Origin of the sequence: Burkholderia pyrrocinia, from assembly GCF_003330765.1 — a bacterium.
In the GTDB taxonomy this organism is placed as follows: Bacteria; Pseudomonadota; Gammaproteobacteria; order Burkholderiales; family Burkholderiaceae; genus Burkholderia; species Burkholderia pyrrocinia_B.
On the sequence record NZ_CP024904.1, the window covers coordinates 566449 to 591967 of the forward strand.

Consider the following 25519-nt stretch of genomic DNA (forward strand, 5'->3'; position numbering starts at 1 on the left):
CGGGCGTGCCGATGAGCCGCCGGATCGCGATGTCGCGCCGGCATCCCACACAGTGACCCACATAACACGCAGCGGTTGTATTTTCACATTTAATGTGATTTTATTACCATTCGTTGCAGGCCGCCTGCCGACCACGCATGCGGCACCCCATTCCAAGGAAGAGACGCAGATGGAGACAATCGCCGTCATCGGCAGCAACATGGTCGACCTCGTGACCTATGTCGCGCGCATGCCCGCCCGGGGCGAAACACTCGAAGCGCCGAACTTCGAGCTCGGCTGCGGCGGCAAGGGCGCGAACCAGGCCGTCGCGGCCGCGCGCCTCGGCGCGCACGTCGTGATGGTGACGAAGGTCGGCGACGACGTGTTCGCCGACAACACGATCCGCAACTTCGAGCGCGAAGGAATCGACACCACGCACGTGCGCAAGGTCGCCGGCGTGCCGAGCGGCGTCGCGCCGATCTTCGTCGAACCCGATTCGAGCAACAGCATCCTGATCGTCAAGGGCGCGAACCGCCACCTGAAGCCGGCCGACATCGACGCGGCCGCGCCGAAGCTCGTCGAATGCGCGCTAATCGTGCTGCAGCTCGAGATCGAGCTCGACACCGTCTATCACGCGATCGCGTTCGGCGCGCAACACGGCATCCCCGTGCTGCTGAACCCCGCGCCCGCGGTGGCCGATCTCGATTTCGAGCGGATCCGCTCCGTCGAATTCTTCGTGCCGAACGAAACCGAGCTCGCGATCGTGTCGGGCATGCCCGTCGATTCGCGCGACACCGCGACACGCGCCGCCGAAGCGCTGGTCGCGCGCGGCCTGAAGCACGTGCTCGTCACGCTCGGCGACAAGGGTTCGCTGCTCGTGTCGCGCGACGGTGCGCGGCACGTGCCGGGCGTGCCAGTCGACGCGCGCGACACGACCGGCGCCGGCGACGCGTATATCGGCTGCTTCGCGCGCTGCTACGCCGCGTCGCACGACGCGGTCGATGCGATGCGTTACGCATCCGCGTACGCCGCGCATTCGGTCACGGGCCTCGGCACGCAGAAGTCATACGCCGACGCCGCGACATTCGAACGCTTCCTCCGCGACGCCGGCCTCTGACCGGCGCCGTCCATCGACGAGACAATTGGGAAGGAGACACCCATGAGCCGAGCCAGAATCGAACACACACCCGACGGCTATTACCTGAACCGCACGCCGCTTTTTGCATTCACGCTGCTGTGCTGCCTGTTCGCGCTGTGGGGCACGGCCGCGAACCTGAACGACGTGCTGATCGCACAGTTCAAGAAATCGTTCTTCCTGTCCGATTTCGAATCGGCGTTCGTGCAGTCCGCGTTCTATCTCGGCTACTTCTTCCTCGCGATTCCCGCCGCGACCGTCGTGAAGAAGTTCAGCTACAAGACGACGATCCTCGTCGGCCTGCTGCTCTATACGACCGGTTGCCTGCTGTTCTTCCCGGCCGCGTCGATGGCGAAGTACGGGATGTTCCTCGTCGCGCTGTTCGTGATCGCCGCCGGCCTGTCTTTCCTCGAGACGGCGTCGAACTCGTATTCGACGCTGATGGGCCCGCGCGACACCAGCACGCGGCGGCTGAACATCTCGCAGACGTTCTATCCGTTCGGCGCGATGGCCGGCGTCTACATGGGCAGCTTCCTGATCTTCAAGGAAGGCGATGCGTCGCATGCGCAGCTCGCGGCGATGTCGGCCGCCGACGCGCACGTGCACCAGCTCGCGATGATCCAGGCCACGCTCGAGCCGTACAAGTGGCTGATCGTCGTGCTCATCGCCGTGTTCATCGTGTTCGCGCTCACGCCCTATCCGGCCTGCAAGGGCAACGGGCCGGGCGCGGCCACGCACCGGATCGACGCGCGCGGCACGCTCGCGCGCCTGTTCGGCAACCGGCGCTTCGTCGCGGGTGTCGCCGCGCAGTTCCTGTATGTCGGCGCGCAGGTCGGCGTGTGGAGCTTCACGATCCGGCTCGCGATGCAGATCGGCGGCCTCACCGAGCGCGGCGCATCGCGCTACCTGCTCGCGACGTTCTTCGCGTTCTTTGTCGGCAAGCTGGTCGCGACGCTCGTGATGAAGCGCGTCGGCCCGGCCAAGGTGCTGATCGTCTACGGCATCCTGTGCATCGCGCTGCTCGCGTACACGATCAGCGTGCACAACATCACGGCCGTCTATGCCGCGGTGTGCGTGAGCGTATTCCTCGGCCCGTGCTGGCCGACGATCTACGGCCTCACGATCGACGGCCTCGGCAAGGACACCGAATACGGCGGCTCGATCCTCGTGATGAGCATCGTCGGCGGCGCGGTCGTGCCGCTGATCCAGGGGCTGATCTCCGACCACACGGGCGGCAACATGCAGCTCGCGTTCGTCGTGCCGCTCGCGTGCTTCGTCGTGATCGTCTACTACGGTTTCTACTGCCTGCGCCACCTGCCGGCCGCGACGCCCGACGCGACGGCCGACGGCAACGCCCCCGCGCGCTACGCCGCGACGCGCAACACGTCGGGCGCGTGACCATGCGAGGCGAGATCGAACTGCGGCGCGACGACTTCCGCGACACGCCGCGCACGCTGTACCGCACCGACGGCCTCACCGTCACCGCGTTCGCGTATCCGTCCGGCGTCGAGGCGCTGAAGCTCGAGAACCGCCGCGGCCACCTCGTCGTGCTGCCGTATCTCGGCCAGATGATCTGGGCCGCCGCGTTCGACGGCCGCGACCTGACGATGAAGCACATGTTCCGGCAGCCGAAGCGCGCGATGCGTAACGCGATGCGCGGCCGCGTTGCGTCAGGTCACGAGCGCGATCCCGTGTTCGCGGATCGTCGTTTCGTACCGGCGGCTCAGTTGCCCGTCCGAGATCACGTAGTTGAAGTCGGTCAGTTCGGCGAAATAGGCCGCGCGCACTTCGTCGAACTTCGTATGGTCGACGAGCAGGAAGCGGTTCTGCGCGCGTTCCATCACCTTCTTCTTCGCATCGACTTCGTGGAAGTTGAAGCACGTGACGCCGCAGCGGTCGCTCACGCCGGCCGCCGAGATGAACGCCTTCGACACACGCACCGTGTCGAGGATGCCCGTCTCGGCCACCGACTCGAACACCATGTTCTTGCGGTGATACGCGCCGCCGCACAGGATCACGCTGCAGTGCGGCTTCTGCTGCAGCTTCGCGAACACGTTCAGCGAATTGCAGACTGCCGTGAATTCGAGGTCGTCCGGAATGAAGTCGACGATGAACGGCGTGGTCGAGCCGCAGTCGACGAAGATCGTGTCGCCGGTCGTCACGAACTGCGCGGCAAGCTTGCCGATGCGGCGCTTTTCCTCGGTCTGCCGGTTGTTCTCGGCGCTGATCAGGTACTCGCCGATGTCGCTGCGCTGCGCGGCGAAGTGGCGCGTCACGTAGCCGCCGATCAGGCTGAGGCCGTGCGGGTTGTCCGCGAGATCGCGGCGGATCGTCATTTCGGACACGCCGAACAGCTCGGCGACTTCCCTCAGATGAATCGCGTTCTGCCCTTGCAGCACGTTCATCAGTGTCTTGATCCGTTCGCCCTTCTTCGTTTCCATGCCAGTATCCTGCCTGCCCGTCGCACCCGATGCTTGTCGTGCCGGGCGCGCGGGCCCGGCCGGAATGTCGTATTTGTAACAAACCGATGTGAAAACATCAACTTTCCGTGTGCCTTTCCCGCACACGATCCGTGGAGTCCTGAAACATGCCGCTTTCCAACGCCCAACTCGCCCAAACCATCGATCACACGCTGCTCGCGCCCGACGCGAACGACGCGCAGATCCGCGAACTCTGCCGCGAGGCGGCCGGGCATCGCTTTTACTCGGTCTGCGTGAATTCGGCGAACGTGCCGCTCGCCGCGCGCGAGCTGGCCGGCACCGGCGTGCTCGTCTGCGCGGTGGTCGGCTTTCCGCTCGGCGCGGCACTGTCGGCCGCGAAGGCATTCGAGGCGTCGGCCGCGATCTCGGCGGGCGCCGGCGAGATCGACATGGTGATCAACATCGGCGCGCTGAAGAGCGGACGCACCGACGACGTGAAGGCCGACATCGCAGCCGTGCACCACGCGTGCGGCGCGGTGCCGCTCAAGGTGATCCTCGAAACGGGGCTGCTGACCGACGACGAGAAGGTGCGCGTGTGCGAGATGTGCCGCGATCTCGGCGTCGCGTTCGTGAAGACCTCGACGGGGTTCGGCCACGGCGGCGCGACGCTCGCGGATGTCGCGCTGATGCGCCGCACGGTCGGCCCCGAACTCGGCGTGAAGGCGTCCGGCGGCGTGCGCGACCGCGCGGCCGCGCTCGCGATGCTCGAAGCCGGCGCGACCCGGCTCGGCACGAGTTCGGGCGTGGCGATCGTCACCGATCAGGGGGGCGGCGACTCGGGGTATTGACGATACGAGCCGGCCTGCTCAACAGCTTCGTCGGCACCTGCCTGCTGCCGGGTCGCGGCAAGCGCCAGCCGCTGCACCTCGTGATGCGTTCGCAGGTTCGACGCGCGATAGCCGGACCCGTCGCGTCGCGTCGCGTCGCGTCGCGCGCAGTTTACGCGGCGATATCCGACTTGAACGCGCCAGGCGCGTGCCTGCGCAGGATCTCGAGGCATTTTTTCCGATCGTCGATGCGCATTTCGGCAAAAGGCAGCCTGACCTTGCGCACCTTGCTTCCGCCCGACCTTGTCGCGACACGATAAAACACGATCAGCGAGAACGTGCCGCGCTTCACTTCGACGACATCGCGATACGGGACGGAGATTCGTTGCACCTTGAAGGTGTCGTCGAAGAACACGGCACGCGTCATCACGAACATGTACGCGAGGCCGCCCAGCGCCCCGATGAACGGCATGATGAACGACGTGAAGCTGAAAAACGGATCCGAGTTGACGGCCCAGACGAAACCGCCGCCGATCGCGACCAGCGCGAACACCAGCACCGGCAACGCAAAACGGCTGCCGCGCACGATCAGCTCGGGCTCGGATTGCTGCGCCAGATCATTCATGTTCGCCTCCCGGCGTGAAAGAATATGTGTCGTTGAATTCGTCTCGTGATGCGCGGCCCTTCGATGCCGAAGCACAAAGCATGGCGACGGAGATTCTACGCGCGATCGGTGCGACCGCAACCGCGCGCATTCGCGCCCGGCTCGGCGGGTCGCCGCTGCGCCGCCTCTTCCGCCCGCGGCGCAACCCCGGCACAATGCCGCCCATGCGCTACGACAACGCCTTCGTCCACCCGTCCGCCGGCCTCGCCGGCCGTGCCGCCAACCGGATCGTCGCGAGCCGCCCGCTGCTGCGCGCACGCCGCGCGCTGCTGTCGCGGCTGCCGTTCCTGCAGCTCGCGAGCGACGTCGAAAACGTCGTGTATTGCACGTGGGTCGTCGATGTGGCGGCCGTCGCGCACCTGGTGCCGAGCGGCGTCACGCTCGCGAGCCGCGACGGCCGCACGCTGTTCACGACGCTCACCTACGCGCACCGGCACTTCGGCCCACGTCTCGCCGGCCCGCTGCGGCGCCTGTTTCCGTCGCCGCTGCAGAGCAACTGGCGGCTCTACGTCGATGGGCTGCCAGGCGGGATGCCGGCTGACCGCACGGTGCTGTTCGTGAAGAACGTGTTCGACCACCCGCTCTATGCGCTCGGCAGTCGGCTCTTCAGCGACGCGCTGCCGTCGCATCTCGCGCAGCGCTTCACGCATGCGGTGCGCGACGGACGCTACGACACGCTGCTGGCGGGCGGCGGCGGCAGCGCGCCGGACTTCCGCTGCACGGCGCAAGCGTCGGGCGATCGAACGCTGCCCGACGCGTTCGCGCCGTTCTTCAAGGACTGGCGCGATGCCGTCGCATCCGTGTCGCTGCAGCACGCGGCAATCGCGCATGTCGAAGACTGCGACCGTCTTGCGTACGCGTCGATCGACCTGCCGATCGACGTCGACGCGGTCCGGCCGCTGAAGACGGTCGGCCCCGCGGGAGGCGGCGACTTCCTCGCACGCATCGGCGCCACTGGCGAACCGATGTGCTTCGTCGTGCCCGACGTCGCGTTCCGCGTGCTGTCCGAGCAGCTGCTGTAGCGCCTCGCGCACGGCGTCATGACGTACGGCGCTACCGCGTCGCAATCCCCGCGATAAAAAACACGCACGCGGCTACCGACGCCACCGTGCGCACATGATTCCACATCGTCCAGTCGTACACGTAGCGCGTCCACAGCGCCGCGCCGTGCGCGGTCGCCGGATCGGCCGCGGCGAGCGCATCGTTGAGCGGCACGTTGACGGCCATCGTCACTGCGAACATGCCGAACACGTAGAGCACACCGCCCGCGACCGCCGCCATCGCCCCCGGCTGGTTGCGATCGAACAGCGCGATCACGACCAGCGCAAGCGCCATCAACGTCGTGCCGAGGAACAGCGGCATGAACGGCGAACGCACGATGTCGACGTTGATCGCGTTCATCGCGGCCACGCCGGCATTCGGCGCGATCCGCGCGAGCGACGTCATCACGAAGGTCGAGAACGCGAAGTACACGCCGGCCATCAGCCCGCAGCCGATGGCCGAACCCCACAGCAGTGCGGAAGTCACGAACGCGATCATGGTCACACGCTCCACACGCCGGTTGCCGCCGCCGCGCGCGCATAGTCGGCGAAATCGCGCGCCGGTCGCCCGAGCACAGCCTCGACGCCCTGCGTCACCGCACTGTTACGCCCATCGAGCACCACGCCGAACAATTCGTCGAGCAGCTCGACGACCGGCTCCGGCACGCCCACCTCGCGCAGCCCCGCGACGAACGCATCGGGCGGAATCTCGCGATAAACGATCGGCCGGCCGGCGGCCCGTGCGATCTCGCCGACGGCTTCGGCGAACGTCAGCGCACGCGGGCCTGTGACCTCGATCACGCGGTTCGCGAACCGCGCATCGGTGAGCGCGGCCACGGCCACGTCCGCGATGTCGTCCGTATCGACGAACGGCTCGCGCACCGCGCCGGCCGGCAGCGCGACCTCGCCGGCCAGCACGCCGTCGAGCAGGTAGCCCTCGGAGAAATTCTGGTTGAACCAGCTTGCGCGCACCACACCCCAGCCCACGCCCGACGCCTGCAGCGCGGCTTCGGCAGCCTGCGCGCCGGGCTCGCCACGCCCGGACAGCAGCACCACGCGCTCGACGCCGCTTTTGCGCGCGAGCCGAGCGAATGCGGCGATCGCTTCCACCGCCCCTTCGACGGACAGGTCGGGCTGGTAGGTCACGTACGCGGCCGACACGCCGTCGAGCGCGGCGGGCCAGGTCGCGGGCGCCGTCCAGTCGAAGCGGACGGCCGACGTACGCGACACGGGCCGGGTCGCGATATCGCGTGCGCGCAGCCGTGCATCGACGCGGGCGCCCGTCTTGCCCGAACCGCCGACGATAAGGATGGGAAGTGCCGACATGTGCGTCTCCTTTGGTTCAAATACGAGAATTTCTCATGTTTCAAAAACACGATAGACTCTCGCATTAGCAACGTCAAGTTTTCCGGAGGCGGCATGGGTCGACAGAAATCGGGGCAGAACGACGAGCCCGAAGCAGCGGCAGCGGACGCGCCGGCGCGCGCGCGGCTCGTGCCGACGCAGCAGCGCAGCCGCGAGCGGTTCGAGCGCATCCTCGCGTGCGCGTCGGAAGTGATGATCGAGAAAGGCTGCGACGCGTTCCGGATGAGCGACATTGTCGAACGCACGGGCATCTCGTTCGGTTCGCTGTATCAGTACTTTCCGGACAAGGCAGCCGTGATCGGCACGCTCGCGGAGCGCTACAACGAAGCCGGGCACGACTGCGTGCGGCGCGACCTCGCCGCGATGAAGACGCTCGACGACCTGCACGGCACGCTCGTCCGCATCACGGACAGCTACTACCGGATGTTCGTCGACGAACCGTTGATGCGCGACATCTGGCGGGCCACACAGGCCGACCGCGCGCTGCAGGAACTCGACCGGGCGGACGGCGAGTTTCTCGCCGGGCTGTTCGCGGATGCGTTGGGAGAGGTGGCGCCCGACACGACACGCGCGCAACGGCGCGCGTTCGCCGAGCTGATGATGATCCAGATCGCGGCCGCCGTGCGCCATGCGATCACGCTGCCGCCGAAGGCGGCGCGGCAGATCCTTGCGATGTTCAAGCGCGCGCTGCCTCGGGATCTGGCGGTGCTTGACGCGTAGTCGTGCCGCTCAATGCACGCGGCCGCCCGAAGGCGGCCGCGCGAAGTGGCATGGCTTGCCGCTTACTGGCTGTAGTCGTACACCCCACGCCCCGTTTTCCGCCCGAGCCGCCCTGCCGACACCATCTCGCGCAGCAGCGGGCACGCACGATACTTCGGATCGCCGAAGTCCTTCACGAACACGTCCATCACCGCGAGGCACACGTCGAGGCCGACAAGGTCGGCCAGCGCGAGCGGCCCGATCGGGTGGTTCGCGCCGAGCTTCATCCCCGCGTCGATCTCCTCGGCCGACGCGATGCCTTCGGCCAGTACGAAGAACGCCTCGTTGATCATCGGCACGAGGATCCGGTTCACGACGAAGCCCGGCGCATTGCGCACGCCGATCGGCGACTTGTCGAAACGCTCGGTCAGCGCGCGCACGGCCGACGCCGTCGCGTCGCTCGTCTGCAGCCCGCGGATGATCTCGACCAGCGGCATCAGCGGCACCGGGTTGAAGAAGTGCATGCCGACGAAGCGCGCCGGATCGGCGAGCGGCGCCGCGAGCGCGGTGATCGAGATCGACGACGTGTTGGTCGCGATGATCGCGTCGGGCCGCGCAACGGCCTCGATCTGTTTCAGGATGCGCCCCTTCAGCTCGACATTCTCGGTCGCGGCTTCGATCACGATGTCGGCCGACGCGAGCTTCGCGTAGTCGGTCGACGTCGTGATGCGCGCCAGCGCCGCATCGCGTGCGGCCGCGTCGAGCTTGTCCTTCGACACGAGCCGCTCGAGGCTGCCCTTCAGCGTCGCGATGCCCTTGTCGAGCGCAGCGTCGCTGACGTCGATCATCACGACGTTGAGTCCCGCAACGGCGGCGGTTTGTGCAATGCCGTTACCCATGGTTCCGGCGCCCACGACGCCGACAATTTCGATGGCCATGAAGATTCCTGTGTGTTCGGGTGCTGAGCGTTCGATTATCAGATGTTCTCGAAGATGGCAGCAATTCCCTGACCGCCGCCGATACACATCGTCACGAGCGCGTAACGCCCGCCGATGCGCTTCAGTTCGTACAGCGCCTTGACCGTGATCAATGCGCCGGTCGCGCCGATCGGGTGACCGAGCGAGATGCCCGACCCGTTCGGGTTGACCTTCGCGGGATCGAGGCCGAGTTCCTGCGTGACCGCGCAGGCCTGCGCGGCGAACGCCTCGTTCGCCTCGATCACGTCGAGGTCGGCGATCGTCAGGCCCGCGCGTTCGAGCGCCTTTTGCGTGGCCGGCACGGGGCCGATGCCCATGTACGCCGGATCGACGCCCGCGTGCGCATACGCGACGAGACGCGCGAGCGGCTTCACGCCCTGCGCGCGCGCAGCGTCCGCGCTCATCATCAGCACCGCCGCGGCCGCATCGTTGATGCCCGATGCATTGCCGGCCGTCACGGTGCCGTTCTCCTTCGCAAACACCGGGCGCAGCTTCGTGAAATCATCCAGGCTCGCGTCGAGGCGCACGTGCTCGTCGGTGTCGAACGCAACCTCGCCCTTCTTCGTGCGGATCGAGATCGGCAGGATCTGATCCTTGAAGCGCCCTTCCGCGATCGCGCGCGCCGCGCGACGATGCGATTCGAGTGCGAGCGCATCCTGCGCATCGCGCGAGATGCCGTACTTGCGTGCAACGTTCTCGGCCGTCACGCCCATGTGGATCGTCTGGAACGGGTCGTGCAGCGCGCCGAGCATCATGTCGACGAGCTTGCCGTCCCCCATGCGCTGGCCGAAGCGCGCGGCCGGCACGGTGTACGGCGCGCGGCTCATGTTCTCCGACCCGCCGCCGATCGCGACATCGGCATCGCCGAGCATGATCGTCTGCGCGGCCGACACGATCGCCTGCAGGCCCGAGCCGCACAGGCGGTTCACGGTCAGCGCCGGCGCGTGCTGCGCGACGCCGCCGTCGATCGCCGCGACGCGCGCGAGATACATGTCCTTCGGCTCGGTGTTCACGACGTGGCCGAACACGACATGCCCGACCGCGTCGCCCGGCACGTTCGCGCGCGACAGCACTTCGCGCACGACCTTCGCACCGAGGTCGGTCGGCGAGAAATCCTTCAGGCTGCCGCCGAAATCACCGATCGCGGTACGGACACCGCTCACCACCACGACTTCTTTCGCTGCATTGCTCATCGTCTGCTCCGGTTCGTTCGCGCACGCATGCGCGTTGATGCGTTACATGTTCGGGTAATTCGGCCCGCCGCTGCCTTCGGGCGTGACCCACACGATGTTCTGCGTCGGGTCCTTGATATCGCAGGTCTTGCAGTGCACGCAGTTCTGCGCGTTGATCACCAGCCGATCGCTGCCGTCGTCGTTCTTCACGAACTCGTACACCGCCGCCGGGCAGAACCGCCCCTCCGGCCCCGCGTACGTGCGCAGGTTCACGTTCACCGGCACGCTCGCATCCTTCAGCGTCAGGTGCGCGGGCTGGTTCTCCTCATGGTTCGTGTTCGAGACGAACACCGACGACAGCCGGTCGAACGTCAGCTTGCCGTCCGGCTTCGGATACGCGATCGGCTCGCACTGCGATGCCGGCTTCAGCATCTCGTGGTCCGCGTGCTGGTGATGCAGCGTCCACGGCACGTTGCCGCCCATCACCTTCTGCTCGAGCCCGACCATCAGCGTGCCCAGGTACAGCCCCTTGGCCATCCACTGCTTGAAGTTGCGCGCGCGGTACAGTTCCGTGTACAGCCACGACTGCTTGAAAGCGTCCGGATACGCGTTGAGCTCATCCGACTGGCGGCCGGCCTGCACCGCGTCGAACGCGGCGTCGGCCGCCAGCATGCCGGTCTTGATCGCCGCGTGGCTGCCCTTGATCCGCGAGGCGTTCAGGAAGCCCGCGTCGTCGCCGATCAGCGCGCCGCCCGGGAACACCGTCTTCGGCAGCGACAGCAGCCCGCCCGCGGTGATCGCGCGCGCGCCGTACGACACGCGCTTGCCGCCTTCCAGGAACGCGCGGATCGACGGGTGCGTCTTGTAGCGCTGGAACTCCTCGAACGGCGACAGGTACGGGTTCGTGTAGCCGAGGCCCACCACGAAGCCGACCACCACCTGGTTGTTGTCCATGTGATACAGGAACGAGCCGCCGTAGGTATCCGACTTCAGCGGCCAGCCGGCCGTGTGGATCACGAGGCCCGGCTTGTGCTTCGCGGGATCGATTTCCCACAGTTCCTTGATGCCGATCCCGTACGCCTGCGGATCCGCGTTCGCGTCGAGCTTGAACTTCGCGATCAGCTGGCGGCCGAGGTGGCCGCGGCAGCCTTCGGCGAACAGCGTGTACTTCGCGTGCAGTTCCATGCCGAGCTGGAAGTTCTCGGTCGGCTCGCCGTCCTTGCCCACGCCCATGTTGCCGGTCGCGACGCCTTTGACCGAGCCGTCGTCGTGGTACAGGATCTCGGCGGCCGGGAAGCCCGGGAAGATCTCGACGCCCAGCGCCTCGGCCTGCGTGCCGAGCCAGCGCGTGACGTTGCCCAGCGAGATCACGTAGTTGCCGTGGTTCTTGAAGTTCTCGGGCAGCGCCCAGTTCGGCGTCGTTACCGCGCTCTTCTCGGACAGGAACAGGAAGCGGTCTTCGCTCACCTCGACGGTGAGCGGCGCGCCCTGTTCCTTCCAGTCGGGGAACAGTTCGGTGATCGCGCGCGGGTCCATCACCGCACCCGACAGGATGTGCGCGCCGATCTCGGAACCCTTCTCGAGCACGCACACGCCGATCTCGGCGCCTTTCTCGGCGGCCAGCTGCTTGAGCCGGATCGCCGCCGACAGCCCGGCGGGGCCGCCGCCGACGATCACGACGTCGTATTCCATCGATTCGCGCGGGCCATATTGCGCGAGCAAGTCCTGTGTGGTCAAAATCCTGTCTCCTCCTGCGCCCCGACCGTCAATCGATCAGAACTGGTCTTCCGTCAACGCGAGCACGCTCTCGTTGCCCTTCGTGCCGACGATCGACGCTTCGAGCCCGCCTGCCTGCACCAGAATGTGCTCAGCGTAGCATTGCGCGATCGCGATCTTCGCGTCGAAGAACGCCGGGTCGCTCGCGCGCTTCGCCTGCGCCGCCACCAGCGCGCGCGCCATCTGCCATCCGCACAGCACCACGCCCGCCAGCTTCAGGTACGGCACGCTGCCCGCGAACACCGCGTTCGGGTCCTGCTTCACGTTCGCCACCACGTAATCCACCACCGCCGACAGCGCTCGCGCGCCCTGCTCCAGCTGCGCCTTCATCGATGCGGCCGCCGCGCCGTCCAGCCGGCCCAGCGCCGCCACCGTCTCGCCGATCTCCGCGATCAGCGCCTTCGCCACCGCGCCGCCGTCGCGCATCGTCTTGCGACCCACCAGGTCGTTCGCCTGGATCGCCGTCGTCCCTTCGTAGATCGCCAGGATCCGCGCATCGCGGTAGTACTGCGCCGCGCCCGTCTCCTCGATGAAGCCCATCCCGCCGTGCACCTGCACGCCCAGGCTCGCCACGTCGTTCACCATCTCCGTGCTCCAGCCCTTCACCACCGGCACCAGATACTCGTAGATTGCCTGATGACGGGCCCGCGTCGCCTCGTCCGAATGGCGGTGGGCAATGTCGCTGTGCGCGGCTGCCACGTACGCCAGCGCCCGTGCGCCTTCGGTCAGCGCGCGCATCGTGCCGAGCATCCGGCGCACGTCCGGGTGATGGATGATCGTCACCGACTGCTTCGCCGACCCGTCCACCGGGCGGCTCTGCACGCGTTCCTTCGCGAATTCCGCCGCCTTCTGGTACGCACGGTCGGCCACGCCGATCCCCTGCATCCCGACCCCGAAGCGCGCCGCGTTCATCATGATGAACATGTATTCGAGGCCGCGGTTCTCCTCGCCGATCAGGTAGCCGATCGCGCCGCCGTGGTCGCCGTATTGCAGCACCGCCGTCGGGCTCGCCTTGATCCCGAGCTTGTGCTCGATCGACACGCAGTGCACGTCGTTGCGCGCGCCCGGCGAGCCGTCTTCGTTGACCATGAACTTCGGCACGATGAACAGCGAGATGCCCTTCACGCCTTCCGGCGCGTTCGGCGTGCGCGCCAGCACCAGGTGGACGATGTTGTCCGCCATGTCGTGCTCGCCCCACGTGATGAAGATCTTCGTGCCGAACACCTTGTACGTGCCGTCGCCCTGCGGCTCGGCGCGCGAGCGCACCAGCGCCAGATCGGAGCCCGCCTGCGGCTCGGTCAGGTTCATCGTGCCGGTCCATTCGCCCGAGATCAGCTTCGGCACGTAGCGCTGCTTCTGCTCGTCGGTGCCGGCCGTCAGCAGCGCCTCGATCGCGCCGTCGGTCAACAGCGGACACAACGCGAACGACAGGTTCGACGCGTTCAGCATCTCGATGCACGGCGTCGCGATCAGCTTCGGCAGCCCCTGTCCGTCGTACTCGACCGGATGCTGCAGCCCCTGCCAGCCGCCTTCGACGAACTGGCGGAACGCTTCCGCGAAGCCCGGCGTCGCCGTCACGACACCGTCCTTCCAGGTGCTCGGGTTGCGGTCGCCTTCGACGTTCAGCGGCGCCAGCACCTCGCCGCAGAATTTAGCGGACTCGTCGAGCACGGCCTGCGCCGTGTCGTAACCCGCATCCTCGAAGCCCGGCAACTGCGCGACGGCGTCGATGTCCGCGAGTTCCTTCAGCACGAACAGCATGTCCTTGACGGGGGCGTTATAGCTCATGGTCGATGTTCCAATCAGGCGGTGAATGAGGTGCGCAACAGGGCTCGATACGGCAAAACCGGCCAGACCCAGGCGACGACGTGACCCATCGTAATGCCGCGATGGCGGATTCCCATTGTCATATTCGGCCCACCTGGTGACAAAATCGGCCACGGAATGCACGGGCACTGCCGGAAACGGCCGGCTGGATAGGGGTTTGGCCGGAGCCGGTTTTGGTGAATCGGCGAGCAAGCGGTGTGCCGGACGGTGTGGCCGAGCGCGCCGGCAGCGGATGCCGACAACGGGAGCCGGTTATGGGAATCGTCTATGGGAGCCGGCCATGGGAACAAACGAAGGAAGCCGGTTATGGGAACCGGTTTGAAAAAAGCGCACTACGCGCGCCGCCGATACGTCCCCGGCGTGCTCCCCGTCCAGTGCCGGAACGCGCGATGGAACGCGCTCGGATCGTCGAAGCCGATATCGGCGCCGATCGCCGCGATCGTGTCGGGCGTATCGGTCAGGCGCTGGATCGCGATGTCGCGCCGCAGTTCGTCCTTGAGCACCTGGAACGTCGTCCCTTCGGCGGCCAGATGGCGGCTCAGCGTGCGCACCGAGCAATGCAGGTGCTCGGCCGCCTGGTCGATCGCGGGCAGGTCGGGCAACGCCGCCGACAGGTACTGCCGCACGCGATGGCACACGAGCTGTTCGCTGAACGATTCGAAGATCCAGTCGCCGGGCGCGCGCGCGAGAAACTTGCCCAGGTTGCGCTTGCTCTGCCGGATCGGCGCGTCGAGGTAGTCCGCGCTGAAGCGCATCAGCGTGCGCTCGCAGTCGAACTGCACGGACCCCGAGAAGAAGTACAGGTGGTCGACCGCATGGCGCGGCCGCGGGCACGCCAACTCGATGTGCAGCAACGGGATCTTCTGCCCGATCAACCACGAACACACGCCGTGCACGAGCTTGAGCATCAGTTCCTGGCCGAGCGCACCGATCGGGCCGATGACCGCGTTCGGGCGCAGCAGCACCTGCGCGACGAGGCCGTCGCGCTTCGATTCGACGAAGAAGTCGTCGAGCAGGATATGGAAGAATTGCCCGAAGCGGTGGAGCGTCGTTTCGAGGTTGCGCGCATCGAGCAGGCTCAGGCACAGGTACTTCAGCGTACCGCCACGCAGCGGGCGCGAGAAGATGCCGGGCATCTCGTCGTCGAGGTCGATCGCGAGCGTGCGGTACAGCGTCGAGAACTGCTCCTCCGTCACGCGCGCATGCGGTTCGCCGAGCAGCTCGACCGGAATGCCGGCTCCGCGCAGATAGCGTTCGACCACGTCGCGCTGCGCGCCCGCGCTCGCGAGGAAGCCGTTGACGAGCGAGATCGGCACCGTCGCGCTCGGCGACGGCAGCGCACGCCCGGGCCGGGCGGAAAGTGAATCTGAGCCGGTCATCGCGTCCCCGTCGATCGAACCGCTCGCATTGTACTTGAGCGGCCTCCGCGGAACCTTCGGGGCCTTCGGCGCGCCGGGCCGCGCTGCCGCGGCAGCGCGGCCCGGCGCCATCAGTCGGTGCGGCTGAGTTCCCGGCGCAGGATCTTGCCGACGGTCGACTTCGGCAGCCGGTCGACGAAGCGGACGAGCCTCGGCACCTTGTAGGCCGCGAGGCTCGCGCGGCAATGCGCGACGAGTTGCGCCTCCGTCACGTCGGCATCCGGCGCCAGCACCACGAACAGCTTGACGGCCTCGCCCGTGCGCGCGTCCGGCACGCCGATGCACGCGCATTCGGCGACACCCGGCAGCGCGGTCGCGACGGCTTCCACCTCGTTCGGGTACACGTTGAAACCCGACACGATGATCATGTCCTTCTTGCGGTCGACGATCCGCAGGAAGCCGGCCTCGTCGAACACGCCGACGTCGCCGGTGCGGAAATAGCCGTCCGCGGTGAACGCGGCCGCGTTCGCTTCCGGTTTCTGCCAGTAGCCGGTCATCACCTGGGGCCCCTTCACGCAGATCTCGCCCGGCTCGCCGATCGCCGCCTCGCGATCCTGGTCGTCGAGCAGCTTCACGTCGGTCGACGGCAACGGCAGGCCCGTGGTGCCCGTGAACGCGTCGATGGACTGCGGGTTGAACGACACGACCGGCGACGTTTCCGACAGCCCGTAACCCTCGCGGATGAAATTGCCCGTCACGGCCTTCCAGCGCGACGAGATCACGTCGATCACCGCCGTGCCGCCGCCGGCCGACAGCTTCAGCCGCGACCAGTCGACTTCCTTCAGGCGCGGATGGCCGGCGAGCCCCGCGTACAGCGTGTTCACGCCGACGAACACGGTCGGCCGCGCGGCCTTCAGTACGTCGATGAACGCGTCCATGTCGCGCGGGTTCGCGACGAGCCAGTTCTGCGCGCCGATCGCGAAGTAGGACAGGAAGTTCACCGTCAGCGCGAAGATGTGGTACAGCGGGATCGCCGTGACGACGACTTCCTCGCCCGGCTCCCGCGCGTCCTGCACGATCGCCGCGAACTGTTCGATGTTCGCGACGAGGTTGCGATGCGACAGCGCCGCGCCCTTCGACAATCCGGTCGTGCCGCCGGTGTACTGCAGCAGCAGCAGGTCCGCGCCGCCCAGCGCAGCCGGCTCGCACGCGAGCGATTCGCCCGCGGCGAGCGCGTCCGCGAGCGCGATCGAACCGGGCGGCAGCGCATCGCATGCGCCGGCCGGCGCGTCGACGACGCCGAGATCGCCGCGCCCCACGCTCAGCACGGTGCGCACGCGCGTGCCGCCGACCACGTCGGCGAACGTGCCCATCGACCCGCCGCACACGACGGCCACCTCGACGCCCGCGTCGTTGAGCTGATGCTCGAGCTCGCGCGCCGTGTAGTGCGGGTTCACGTTGACCTGGATCGCGCCGATCTTCGCGACGGCGACGAACGTGACCGGAAACGCGAGCACGTTGGGCAGCATCACGGCCACGCGATCGCCCTTGCGGACGCCGACGACTTGCTGCAGATACGCGGCCAGCGCGGTCGACAGGCGGTCGACGTCGGCGTAGGTGAGCGTGCGGCCGAACGCGTGGAACGCCGGACGGTCGGCGAAACGGCGCATCGCGTCGTCCAGCAACGCGCTGACGGAAGGATAGCGATCGGGGTCGATCTCGGCGGGGATCGAGCCGTACGACCCGGTCCAGTGTCTGTTCGTCATGTCTCGCTCCTGATGGACGGCGCGCAGGCGGCCGGGACCCGCCCCGGGCCGGCATCGCGCCGCTCACACGGCGGCCTGCACGCCTCGGGGGCGCGGGCCGTCGCCTGACCGGTGACTATCGCCCGCGCAGCGCGCTTTGCAAATGATCCGGCCGGCCGAAAAGATGATCGAAACGGACAGGCAGTCGCCCGGCAGCCGGTCAATCCGCCCCCCTCGATGGCCCGCATCAGGGTGAACCCTGTGGCGCGCCCGTGCGTTCCGGCGCAAAATCGCGAGCCCGGAACGATATCGAATCGGACGCAGGATCCCGTCATGCCGCGCAGTGCGCTCTTGAACCCGACGGCCGCCCGCGCAGCCCGCCTGCCGGACGCCACACCCGCCCACGCGTTGCGCGAGCAGCGCTTCTCGCCGGCCAAGCTGGCCGTGCTGATCGACGTGGCGGCGCAAGCCGGCCTCGATCCGGCCACGGTGCTCGACGGCACCGGCCTCACGCGGGCTACCGTCGCGGACCCGTTCACGCTCACGTCGCCACTGCAGTTCCTGACGGCCGCACGCAATGCGATCAGCCGGTACGACGGCTCCGATCTCGGCGTGCGCGTCGGCCACCTGCTGCATGCGTCGAGCTACGGGATGTACGGCTACGCGATGCTGTGCTCGGAATCGCTCGCGCACGCGTTCGATTCGGCCGTCAAATATCACCGGCTCGCGAACGGCATGCTCGCGATCCGCTGGGTCCAACAGGGCGATACCGCGTCGTGGCTGTTGCCCGATCGGCACGAAGTCGCGCTGCCCGATCTCGACGAACCGCTGTACCGCTTCCTGATCGACATGCAGTTCGCTCTGCACGTGACGATCATCAAGGACGTGATGGGTGCGTGGTGCGTGCCGGCGCGCGCGCAGTTCGCGCAGCCGCAGCCGGCGCACGCGGCGCGGTTGGCCGATGCGCTCGAATGCCCGATCGCATTCGACCAGCCGCATCATGTGCTCAGCTATCCGGCCGCATGGCTCACCCGCGCACCGCAGCTCGCGAATCCGATCACCGCCGCGCAGGTATCGTCGCACTGCGCGCGCCTGCTCGACGAATTGCGCAGCCACGCCGGCGTCACGCGGCGCGTATACCAGGAACTCACACGCACGCCCGGGCAGTTTCCGGACATCGACGCGATCGCGGAGAGCCTGTGCATGACGTCGCGCACGCTGCGCCGCAAGCTCGAAGCCGAAGGAACGTCGTACAGCGAACTGCTGACGAGCGTGCGCAAGGCGCTCGCGATCGACTACCTCAGCACGACCACGCTCAGCACCGAGGACATCGCGCAGACGCTCGGCTTCAGCGATGCGGTCGGATTCCGCCACGCGTTCAAGCGCTGGACCGGCACGACGCCGAGCGACGTGCGGCGCAAGCGTGGCGGGTGAGCGCGGGCCCGAACGCCATTGACGGACTTCAGCGCGGGTCGCCCATTGCCGGTTGCGCGACTGCCAGCGCAAACTCGAACACCGCGCCGCGCCCGGCCCGGTCGACGAGCCGGATGCCGCTGCCGTTGAGCACCAGCATCCGGTGCACGATCAGCAGGCCGAGCCCGCCGCTCGTCGCCCTGCCGCCGCTCATCGGCCGCTGCGGCCGCTGGAACAGCCCTGCGCGCCGCGCCGCCGGAATCCCTTCCCCGGTATCCGACACGGTCACGAGCACGCGGTCTCCCTGCGGCTCGAGCGCGACCTCGACCTCGCCGTGCGAAGGCGTGTGCCGCAACGCGTTGTCGAGCAGGTTGGTCAGCACGCGCTCGATCATTCCGAGATCGGCCGACACGACCGGCACGCGCGGCGGGATCCGCGCATGCAGCGCGACGCCGCGCGCCTGCGCGGCCAGCTCGAATTTCTGGAACACGTCCTGTATGAGATCGACGAGCGAGAACGGCTCGCGTTCGGCCTGCACGCTGCCCGATTCGAGCCGCGCGAGCTCGAACAGCGCCTGCGCGAGCCGGCCGACCTTCGCGCTCTGCGCGAGCGCGATCGACAGGTAGCGCCGCCGTTCGGGCTCGGCGAGCGAGTCGGCCTTCAGCGACAGCGTCTCCAGATAGCCGTGCAGCGACGTGAGCGGCGTGCGCAGGTCGTGCGAGATGTTCGTGATCAGTTCGCGCCGCTGCTGGTCCTGGCGCGTCAGCGCGCGCCACTGGTCGCCGATCCGGTCGGCCATCTGCGCGAACGCGGATTCGAGCACCACGATGTCGTCGCCGCGCCGGCCCGGCGGCGAGCGCGGCACCGGCGGTTGCGTGTCGGGCGCGCCGTTCGCGTCGAAGCGGCGCATCGCGTCGGTCAGCCGGCGCAACGGGCGCGTGATGAAGCTGAACGCGGTGAGGCCCGCGAGCAGGCCGAGCAGCGCGACGACCGCCATCGACCACAGCGTCGTGCGCAGCACGTTGCCGGCGTCGACGCGCGCGGCCAGCCGGTCGTGCGCCTCGCCGAGCAGCACCACGTAGATGTAGCCCGACGGCGGCTGCCCCGCACGCTGCAGCGGCGCGGCGCTGAACACCTTGCGCGCGTCGGGGCTGCGCGGATCGTCGCCGAGGATCGGCAGCGGCTGGCCCGCGATGAAGCGCTGCACGGGCGCGAGATCGACGCGGTCGCGCTTCACGTGGCCGGGCGGCGCATCGTCGCCCTTGATCCGCCCCGCGTTGTCGAGCAGGTACACCTCGACGCTCGGGTTCACGCCCATCAACTGGCTGAACAGCGTGCGCACGGCGTCCGGGCGCAGTCCGTTCGCGTCCATCAGCGGCGCGCTGTTGGCGATGTTGGCGGCCAGGTCGCGCGACAGCCCCTGCACGACCTCCTTCTCGCGCATGTCGTTCGCGCGGATCTGCAACCACGCCGACGCGCCGGAACACGCGAGCAGCAGTATCGAGAACACGAGCGACAGCCGCTGAGTGAGCGTGAGTTTCATCATGCGTCCCGCTGGCCCGGCGCGGCGAGCTTGTAGCCGCGGCCCCACACCGTGAGGATTCGCACGGGCTCGGCCGGATCGGCCTCGATCTTCGCGCGCAGCCGGTTGATGTGGGTGTTGACCGTGTGTTCGTAGCCTTCGTGCTGGTAGCCCCACACCGCATTGAGCAGGTCCATCCGCGAGAACACCTTGCCAGGATGCCGCGCGAAGAAATACAGCAGGTCGAATTCACGCGGCGTCAGGTCGATGCGCGCGCCGTCGACGCTCGCCTCGCGCGATATCGGGTCGATCGCCAGCCCCGCGATGTCGAGCGTGCCCGCGTCGATCCGCGAATCGCGCGCGAGCGCGTCGACGCGCCGCAGCAGCGCCTTCACGCGCGCGACCAGTTCGAGCACCGAGAACGGCTTCGCCAGGTAGTCGTCGGCGCCCAGTTCGAGGCCGAGGATCCGGTGCACCTCGCTCGAGCGCGCGCTCGTGATGATGATCGGCGTGTAGCGCGTCATCGCGCGCGCACGCCGGCAGATTTCGAGGCCGTCGACGCCCGGCAGCATCAGGTCGAGGATCAGCGCGTCCCAGCCACCCTGTTCCAGCAGGCGCAGCCCTTCCGCGCCGTCCGCGCTGTGCACGACCTCGTAGCGCTCGTCGCGCAGGTGCAGGCTCAGTACGTCGGCAATGTCGGCGTCGTCCTCGACGATCAGGATGCGTTTCGAATGGTCCATGGCGGTGGGTGGCGGCACGTCGGCGTCGGGCTCGGTAACTGGTTGTGGATAGGCTATCGGTGGCCGGTTCGGGCCGGCCCCGGTCCGGATGGCCGGTGGCCGGGGTGGAATCGCGGCGGAAGGCCGCGCTGTCGCCATTGTGCAAAATTTTGCGGCGGCAAGTGATCACAATTCATTTAACTTTGAATCGTGCCCGTGCCGCAGACCTGCCTGATTTCTTCGGGCCATTTCAATCTTGGGGAACGGCCTCGGTGTGCGCGGTTTTGCGCCATCTGAACGGCAGCGACACCACGGTCCGGCGTGATAACCGGGATCGTCATCGCCCGACGGCCCCGGATTGCCGGAATGACAGGCCATAGGCGCTGCCCAGGACGCCGACAGAGCGGGAAGCGAGCGAGGACGACCGTCAATTGAAAAAGATGTTGCGCCGCACAATGACTACCAGTATAATTTAGGGTTCCCCATTCTGCGCGCACCGCAATCCGCGAGAGGCATTCCGGCCTCGACTGTCCGTGCGCCGTCCCACGATTTCGTTCGCCCCCCGACAGGCTTGACCGGCCCGTCACGTCCGCGACGATCGTCGGCCAACTTGTCGAGGAGAATGTATTGGCAAACCCAGTTCGCGAAGATTCAGCTTCCCGCGTGATCGCGGCCACGTCAAAGACCGGCCGCCGCGCCCCGAAGGATAAGGCACAGGGTGCCGCAACACCGCTGGACGTCGCGTCGATGGCGCGCCAGGACGAGGAGCGTCAACGCCAGATGCGCGCGCTGATCGCCCTTGGCCGTGAGCGCGGCTATCTGACCCACGCGGACATCAACGACCACCTGCCCGACAACTTTACGCAAACTGCTGCGATGGAAACGATCGTCAGCACGTTCAGCGACATGGGGGTGGCCGTGTACGAGCAGGCGCCAGACGCGGAGACGCTCCTGCTGAGCGACGCCGCGCCTGCCGCGGCATCCGACGATCAGGCGGACGAGGAAGCGGAAGCTGCACTGTCGACCGTCGACTCCGAATTCGGTCGCACGACCGATCCGGTCCGGATGTACATGCGTGAAATGGGTGCCACCGAGTTGCTGACCCGCGCTGGCGAAATCGAGATCGCGAAGCGTATCGAAAGCGGCCTGCAGGACATGATTCAAGCCATCGCCGCGTGCCCGTCGGTCGTGTCGACGATTCTTGTCGATGCGGACCGCATCGCCGCCGGCGATCTGCGTATCGACGAACTGGTCGATGGCATCAGCGACTCCGCGGAAGAAAGTGACGTGGCGCTTGAATCCGATGATGTCCAGGTGGAAGCAGACGCCTCCGACAATGACACGGACGGTGACGACGTAGATGCGGACGAGGACGCCGGGGATTCGGAGAAAGCGAACGCGGCCCGCCTCGAAGAACTCACGAACGACAGCCTTGCGATTTTCGCGCGCGTGCGTGCACTGTTCGAGCAGTTGCCGGTTGCGCCCGTTACCGGCAAAGCGCACTCCGCAGCCGTTGCGCAAGTGCGCGCGGAGATCCAGCGCGAACTCGCGCCAATCCGTTTCACCGCCAAAACGATCGACCGCCTGTGTGCCAGCGTGCATGAACAAGTGACTGAGGTTCGTGCGATCGAGCGCAGCATCCTGGCGATCGCCGTCGACCGCTGCGGCATGTCACGCGAGGCGTTCGTCGAGTCGTTCCCGGGACACGAAACCGACCTTGAATGGACCAGTCGCACGGCGGCGACTTCGCGGCAGTGTGGCGCGGCACTCGAGCGGCATCTGCCGGCCATCCAGGCCGGGCAGCAAAAGCTCGTCGACATCGAAGCCAAGGTCTCGCTACCCCTGCAGCAGCTCAAGCAGATCAACCGCCAGATGAGTACCGCAGAGCTGAAAATGCGGCAGGCCAAGCGGGAGATGATCGAAGCGAACCTTCGTCTCGTCATCTCGATTGCCAAGAAATACGTCAACCGCGGCATGCAGTTCCTGGATCTGATCCAGGAAGGCAACATCGGCCTGATGAAGGCGGTGGACAAGTTCGAGTACCGGCGCGGCTGGAAGTTTTCGACATACGCGACCTGGTGGGTCCGGCAGGCAGTCACGCGTGCGCTTGCGGATCAGGCGCGGACCATTCGCGTGCCGGTCCACATGATCGAGACGATCAACAAGCTGAACCGGATTTCGCGCGAACACCTGCAACAGACCGGGCAGGAAGCGCATCCCGCCATCCTCGCCGAGCGCATGGAGTTGTCTGAGGAGAAAGTGCGCAGCATCCTCAAGATCGCCAGGCAACCTGTGTCGCTCGAAACCCCGGTAGGCGACGATGCCGACGCGACGCTCGGCGACTTGATCGAGGATGCCTCCGCGAGTTCACCGGCCGAGGCCGCGATTCACGCGAACATGCGCGCGGCGATCGACGAGGCGCTCGACGGGCTGTCGCCGCGCGAAGCCAAGGTCCTGCGGATGCGATTCGGGCTCGACACGACCTCCGATCACACACTCGAAGAGGTCGGCAAGCAGTTCGACGTGACGCGCGAACGGATCCGTCAGATCGAGAGCAAGGCGATGCGCAAGCTGATGCATCCCAGCCGCGCAGACAAGTTGAGACCCTTTCTCGAGCGTTGAGCATAGGCCGAGGTCTGCAGCGGAACCTCAACCCGCTGCGCCTCAGCTGTCATCGTTTGGCAGATCGCGCACCAGACGAGCGACATCGCTCAAGTCGACGTCGTGGCCGAACACGTGGGCGAAATCGTTTCGGAAGTCGTTAAAGCGATCCATCGCACGCTTGCCCCCGCTCTCGATAAGCCCTACTCCCTCCAGACGCTGCGTCTTCCTTGGTCAAGATAAGCGCAGTTAGCGAGACGGGAAACAAGCGCTTTGGAAAATCAAAATCCCCCATCGCAGCGTCTTTCGGGCCGGGCATGCCACGCCGAGGCGTTGCCAACTGAGTCGCTAAATGGCCGAGAGAACATCGAATGCGTCGGCCTCCGGAAGCCGTGCCCACGATTCCGGCCCTGCGTTGATCTCTTCTATTGTCAGCAGGCACGCATCCAACTCGTGTCGCAACTGCGCGTGATCGATCGCCTGACCGATGAACACGATCTCTTGTCGGCAGTCGCCGACCGGTTCCTCCCATTTTTCCAGCACGCCGTCGCGGCGATAGTCGTCGCGCGGCCAGTCCGACGGCGGGACGAATCGCCACCATCGGCCAACGTAGCCCCACTGGAACCTGCCGCCCGTCTGCACGAGCATGCCGATCTCGGCATGTCGGTGCGCGGCCCAGACATATCCCTTGCAGCGCAGCAGCCGGCCGTTGGTCCACGGTTGGCGCAGCCATGCGAGCAGGCGCGCCGGATGAAACGGTGCGCGTTCGCGGTAGACCCACGACGTGACACCGTACGCGTCCGATTCCGACGGCCGTTCGTCGACCTTCATACGTTGCATCCATCCCGGCGACTCGACGAGCGCCGACAGATCAAAGCGCCGAGTATCCAGGACGTCTGACGGATCGATTTCACCGTGTCGCATCGACAGGATCCGCGCGGATGGATTCAGCGACGCGAGCACCGCGCGCAGCCTGTCGAAACCCTCGTCGCCGATACGGTCGAGCCTGCTGACGAGGATCACGTTCGCGTACTCGACCTGTTCGATCAGCAGGTCTGACAGCTTGCGCGGCGGCCCGGCGTCGTTATCGTTCGCCAGCGTGGCGTCCCGCGTGATCGGGTCCACCGACGCGATCATGTCCTCAAACGTCTCGCCGTTGACGACTGTAACGAGCGTGTCGAGCCGCGCAAGCTCGCTGAGACTGAAGCCGTCGCGGTCAAGGAACGCGAACGTCTCCGCGACCGGCATCGGCTCCGAGATGCCGGTCGATTCGATCAGCAGATAATCGAAGCGACGCTGCCGTGCAAGTGCGCTGATCTGCTCTAGCAGATCGGCACGCAGCGTGCAGCAGATGCAGCCGTTGCTCATCTCGACCAGTTCGTCCTCGCCACGATGCAGCTCGACATGGCGTCGCACATCGTCGGCGTCAACGTTCACTTCGCTCATGTCATTGACGATCACGGCAACCTTCAGGCCGGCGCGGTTGCGCAGGATGTGGTTCAGCAACGTCGTCTTCCCGGCGCCGAGGAACCCGGACAGCACCGTCACCGGAATCCGCGCCGGCGGAACGGCCGGCGCGGACCGATTCACCGGCGCAGTCATGCGGTCGTCTCCGACGCGCGGTCCAGGTAGCCTTCGAACAGGTCGGCTACGACATAGCCGTCGTCGGCGGCGTCGCCCCACAGATCCTTCACGCGAAATTCGACGTGATAAGTCGGCTGATGCGCAGCGTGGGGGTCGCCATGGCCGATCGCGTCCGGGAACGGCCACGATTCGGTCGTCCGGTGCAGCACGACGCCTTCCTTGCCGCGCACGTAGCCCGGCGCGCGGATGTGCCCGCTCACGCATTCGTCGCGAACAATCACGCGATCGCCGACCTCGAACCGCGCCGAGCCGGCAGGCGCCGCGCGGCCGGCGGAATGCGGCGGGTTCGCGAGCCGGAAATGCGAGCCGAGCGCGCCGTCGAGTTCGTCCTGCGTCAGCACGCCGGTTTCGACAAGCAGCGTCGCGGTCGCAATCACGTAGCGCTCGTAGTAGCGCGTGCCGACGTGCTGACGCACGTCGATTCGTTCGACCGCGTGACGCACTTCGTCGACGCTGAATTTTTTCAGTTGGTCCACGCCGATGAACATCAGGCTGTACGCGAGATGCTCCCAGTCTTCCTTGAAGACCGGCTTGTAGCCGAGACTGTTGATCGTGTGCGGCACCGGGCCGAAGCCCTGGAAGCCGCCGAGGTCGTGAAAGCCGTCCATGAGTGATCTCCGCGATGAAGGGGGATAG

21 protein-coding genes and 1 pseudogene are annotated in these 25519 nt (G+C 67.0%); 8 read left to right on the forward strand and 14 right to left on the reverse strand.

From position 1 onward, the window contains the following. The first annotated feature begins 169 nt into the window (after positions 1-169). The 3 genes and pseudogenes from rbsK to CUJ89_RS38995 form a co-directional block, all read left to right on the forward strand. Complete coding sequence (gene rbsK, locus CUJ89_RS35640) at positions 170-1096, forward strand: ribokinase (RefSeq protein ID WP_114182123.1); 927 nt, start codon at positions 170-172, stop codon at positions 1094-1096. 42 nt (positions 1097-1138) lie between these two features. Beyond that, positions 1139-2512, forward strand: a complete 1374-nt coding sequence (fucP, locus tag CUJ89_RS35645) for an L-fucose:H+ symporter permease (RefSeq protein ID WP_114182124.1) — start codon at positions 1139-1141, stop codon at positions 2510-2512. A gap of 2 nt (positions 2513-2514) precedes the next feature. Then, a pseudogene (locus CUJ89_RS38995) lies at positions 2515-2754 on the forward strand (DUF4432 domain-containing protein); the annotation flags it as partial. A gap of 30 nt (positions 2755-2784) precedes the next feature. Here CUJ89_RS38995 and deoR read toward each other — a convergent pair. Beyond that, a complete protein-coding gene (gene deoR / locus CUJ89_RS35655; protein ID WP_114182125.1) occupies positions 2785-3555 on the reverse strand; it encodes a DNA-binding transcriptional repressor DeoR in 771 nt (256 codons plus the stop codon). Between the two features lie 146 nt (positions 3556-3701). Between deoR and deoC the strand changes: the two genes are divergently transcribed. Beyond that, positions 3702-4382 (forward strand): deoxyribose-phosphate aldolase, encoded by a 681-nt coding sequence (deoC, locus tag CUJ89_RS35660; RefSeq protein ID WP_114182126.1) that lies wholly within the window; start codon positions 3702-3704, stop codon positions 4380-4382. A 151-nt stretch (positions 4383-4533) separates the two neighbouring features. On the opposite strand, the gene CUJ89_RS35665 is transcribed toward deoC, so the two are convergent. Beyond that, complete coding sequence (locus tag CUJ89_RS35665) at positions 4534-4986, reverse strand: hypothetical protein (RefSeq protein ID WP_114182127.1); 453 nt, start codon at positions 4984-4986, stop codon at positions 4534-4536. 194 nt (positions 4987-5180) lie between these two features. On the opposite strand from CUJ89_RS35665, the gene CUJ89_RS35670 reads away from it, so the two are divergent. Continuing rightward, the gene (locus CUJ89_RS35670) at positions 5181-6047 is read left to right on the forward strand and encodes a DUF2071 domain-containing protein (RefSeq protein ID WP_114182480.1); all 867 of its coding nucleotides are present in this window, start codon (positions 5181-5183) and stop codon (positions 6045-6047) included. 31 nt (positions 6048-6078) lie between these two features. On the opposite strand, the gene CUJ89_RS35675 is transcribed toward CUJ89_RS35670, so the two are convergent. Then, entirely contained in the window at positions 6079-6564 is a 486-nt protein-coding gene (locus CUJ89_RS35675) for a DUF1772 domain-containing protein (protein ID WP_114182481.1), read from the reverse strand. Positions 6565-6566: 2 nt separating this feature from the next. Next, the gene (locus CUJ89_RS35680) at positions 6567-7391 is read right to left on the reverse strand and encodes an NAD(P)H-binding protein (protein ID WP_114182128.1); all 825 of its coding nucleotides are present in this window, start codon (positions 7389-7391) and stop codon (positions 6567-6569) included. A 93-nt stretch (positions 7392-7484) separates the two neighbouring features. Here CUJ89_RS35680 and CUJ89_RS35685 point away from each other — a divergent pair, with 93 nt between their 5' ends. Continuing rightward, the gene (locus CUJ89_RS35685; RefSeq protein WP_114182129.1) at positions 7485-8150 is read left to right on the forward strand and encodes a TetR/AcrR family transcriptional regulator; all 666 of its coding nucleotides are present in this window, start codon (positions 7485-7487) and stop codon (positions 8148-8150) included. A 62-nt stretch (positions 8151-8212) separates the two neighbouring features. On the opposite strand, the gene CUJ89_RS35690 is transcribed toward CUJ89_RS35685, so the two are convergent. The 6 genes from CUJ89_RS35690 to CUJ89_RS35715 all read right to left on the reverse strand — a co-directional run bounded on the left by CUJ89_RS35690 (position 8213) and on the right by CUJ89_RS35715 (position 17005). Next, positions 8213-9067: a 3-hydroxybutyryl-CoA dehydrogenase gene (locus CUJ89_RS35690; protein WP_114182130.1), complete on the reverse strand. Its 855-nt coding sequence runs from the start codon at positions 9065-9067 to the stop codon at positions 8213-8215. A 38-nt stretch (positions 9068-9105) separates the two neighbouring features. Then, positions 9106-10299 (reverse strand): beta-ketothiolase BktB, encoded by a 1194-nt coding sequence (gene bktB, locus CUJ89_RS35695; protein WP_114182131.1) that lies wholly within the window; start codon positions 10297-10299, stop codon positions 9106-9108. Positions 10300-10341: 42 nt separating this feature from the next. Continuing rightward, complete coding sequence (locus tag CUJ89_RS35700; RefSeq protein ID WP_415859067.1) at positions 10342-11970, reverse strand: electron transfer flavoprotein-ubiquinone oxidoreductase; 1629 nt, start codon at positions 11968-11970, stop codon at positions 10342-10344. A gap of 81 nt (positions 11971-12051) precedes the next feature. Continuing rightward, a complete protein-coding gene (locus CUJ89_RS35705) occupies positions 12052-13842 on the reverse strand; it encodes an acyl-CoA dehydrogenase (protein WP_114182133.1) in 1791 nt (596 codons plus the stop codon). Positions 13843-14213: 371 nt separating this feature from the next. Further along, positions 14214-15371 carry an AraC family transcriptional regulator gene (locus CUJ89_RS35710; protein WP_201752430.1) on the reverse strand — a complete coding sequence of 386 codons (1158 nt, stop codon included), beginning with the start codon at positions 15369-15371 and terminating at the stop codon, positions 14214-14216. Continuing rightward, positions 15371-17005 (reverse strand): AMP-binding protein, encoded by a 1635-nt coding sequence (locus tag CUJ89_RS35715; protein WP_114182134.1) that lies wholly within the window; start codon positions 17003-17005, stop codon positions 15371-15373. The genes CUJ89_RS35710 and CUJ89_RS35715 overlap by 1 nt, the downstream gene beginning before the upstream one ends. 312 nt (positions 17006-17317) lie before the next feature. On the opposite strand from CUJ89_RS35715, the gene CUJ89_RS35720 reads away from it, so the two are divergent. Continuing rightward, complete coding sequence (locus CUJ89_RS35720) at positions 17318-18418, forward strand: AraC family transcriptional regulator (protein ID WP_114182135.1); 1101 nt, start codon at positions 17318-17320, stop codon at positions 18416-18418. Between the two features lie 28 nt (positions 18419-18446). On the opposite strand, the gene CUJ89_RS35725 is transcribed toward CUJ89_RS35720, so the two are convergent. Beyond that, the gene (locus tag CUJ89_RS35725) at positions 18447-19940 is read right to left on the reverse strand and encodes a sensor histidine kinase (RefSeq protein ID WP_114182483.1); all 1494 of its coding nucleotides are present in this window, start codon (positions 19938-19940) and stop codon (positions 18447-18449) included. Next, entirely contained in the window at positions 19940-20659 is a 720-nt protein-coding gene (locus tag CUJ89_RS35730; protein ID WP_114182136.1) for a response regulator transcription factor, read from the reverse strand. The genes CUJ89_RS35725 and CUJ89_RS35730 overlap by 1 nt, the downstream gene beginning before the upstream one ends. A gap of 606 nt (positions 20660-21265) precedes the next feature. Here CUJ89_RS35730 and rpoD point away from each other — a divergent pair. Then, positions 21266-23260, forward strand: coding sequence for an RNA polymerase sigma factor RpoD (rpoD, locus tag CUJ89_RS35735; RefSeq protein WP_201752431.1), 1995 nt, complete (start codon positions 21266-21268; stop codon positions 23258-23260). A gap of 327 nt (positions 23261-23587) precedes the next feature. Here rpoD and CUJ89_RS35740 read toward each other — a convergent pair whose 3' ends face one another. Both CUJ89_RS35740 and nthB read right to left on the reverse strand, forming a co-directional pair. Next, positions 23588-24841, reverse strand: coding sequence for a GTP-binding protein (locus CUJ89_RS35740; RefSeq protein ID WP_114182138.1), 1254 nt, complete (start codon positions 24839-24841; stop codon positions 23588-23590). Beyond that, positions 24838-25491, reverse strand: coding sequence for a nitrile hydratase subunit beta (gene nthB, locus CUJ89_RS35745; RefSeq protein ID WP_114182139.1), 654 nt, complete (start codon positions 25489-25491; stop codon positions 24838-24840). Before nthB ends, CUJ89_RS35740 begins: the two co-directional genes overlap by 4 nt. Positions 25492-25519 lie beyond the last annotated feature (28 nt).

Excerpts from the sequence above, each read along its gene's own strand:
- rbsK (WP_114182123.1), top strand. The coding sequence starts at position 170 with ATGGAGACAATCGCCGTCATCGGCAGCAACATGGTCGACCTCGTGACC.
- fucP (WP_114182124.1), top strand. The coding sequence starts at position 1,139 with ATGAGCCGAGCCAGAATCGAACACACACCCGACGGCTATTACCTGAAC.
- deoR (WP_114182125.1), bottom strand. The coding sequence starts at position 3,555 with ATGGAAACGAAGAAGGGCGAACGGATCAAGACACTGATGAACGTGCTG.
- deoC (WP_114182126.1), top strand. The coding sequence starts at position 3,702 with ATGCCGCTTTCCAACGCCCAACTCGCCCAAACCATCGATCACACGCTG.
- CUJ89_RS35665 (WP_114182127.1), bottom strand. The coding sequence starts at position 4,986 with ATGAATGATCTGGCGCAGCAATCCGAGCCCGAGCTGATCGTGCGCGGC.
- CUJ89_RS35670 (WP_114182480.1), top strand. The coding sequence starts at position 5,181 with ATGCCGCCCATGCGCTACGACAACGCCTTCGTCCACCCGTCCGCCGGC.
- CUJ89_RS35675 (WP_114182481.1), bottom strand. The coding sequence starts at position 6,564 with ATGATCGCGTTCGTGACTTCCGCACTGCTGTGGGGTTCGGCCATCGGC.
- CUJ89_RS35680 (WP_114182128.1), bottom strand. The coding sequence starts at position 7,391 with ATGTCGGCACTTCCCATCCTTATCGTCGGCGGTTCGGGCAAGACGGGC.
- CUJ89_RS35685 (WP_114182129.1), top strand. The coding sequence starts at position 7,485 with ATGGGTCGACAGAAATCGGGGCAGAACGACGAGCCCGAAGCAGCGGCA.
- CUJ89_RS35690 (WP_114182130.1), bottom strand. The coding sequence starts at position 9,067 with ATGGCCATCGAAATTGTCGGCGTCGTGGGCGCCGGAACCATGGGTAAC.
- bktB (WP_114182131.1), bottom strand. The coding sequence starts at position 10,299 with ATGAGCAATGCAGCGAAAGAAGTCGTGGTGGTGAGCGGTGTCCGTACC.
- CUJ89_RS35700 (WP_415859067.1), bottom strand. The coding sequence starts at position 11,970 with ATGGAATACGACGTCGTGATCGTCGGCGGCGGCCCCGCCGGGCTGTCG.
- CUJ89_RS35705 (WP_114182133.1), bottom strand. The coding sequence starts at position 13,842 with ATGAGCTATAACGCCCCCGTCAAGGACATGCTGTTCGTGCTGAAGGAA.
- CUJ89_RS35710 (WP_201752430.1), bottom strand. The coding sequence starts at position 15,371 with ATGGCGCCGGGCCGCGCTGCCGCGGCAGCGCGGCCCGGCGCGCCGAAG.
- CUJ89_RS35715 (WP_114182134.1), bottom strand. The coding sequence starts at position 17,005 with ATGACGAACAGACACTGGACCGGGTCGTACGGCTCGATCCCCGCCGAG.
- CUJ89_RS35720 (WP_114182135.1), top strand. The coding sequence starts at position 17,318 with ATGCCGCGCAGTGCGCTCTTGAACCCGACGGCCGCCCGCGCAGCCCGC.
- CUJ89_RS35725 (WP_114182483.1), bottom strand. The coding sequence starts at position 19,940 with ATGAAACTCACGCTCACTCAGCGGCTGTCGCTCGTGTTCTCGATACTG.
- CUJ89_RS35730 (WP_114182136.1), bottom strand. The coding sequence starts at position 20,659 with ATGGACCATTCGAAACGCATCCTGATCGTCGAGGACGACGCCGACATT.
- CUJ89_RS35740 (WP_114182138.1), bottom strand. The coding sequence starts at position 24,841 with ATGACTGCGCCGGTGAATCGGTCCGCGCCGGCCGTTCCGCCGGCGCGG.
- nthB (WP_114182139.1), bottom strand. The coding sequence starts at position 25,491 with ATGGACGGCTTTCACGACCTCGGCGGCTTCCAGGGCTTCGGCCCGGTG.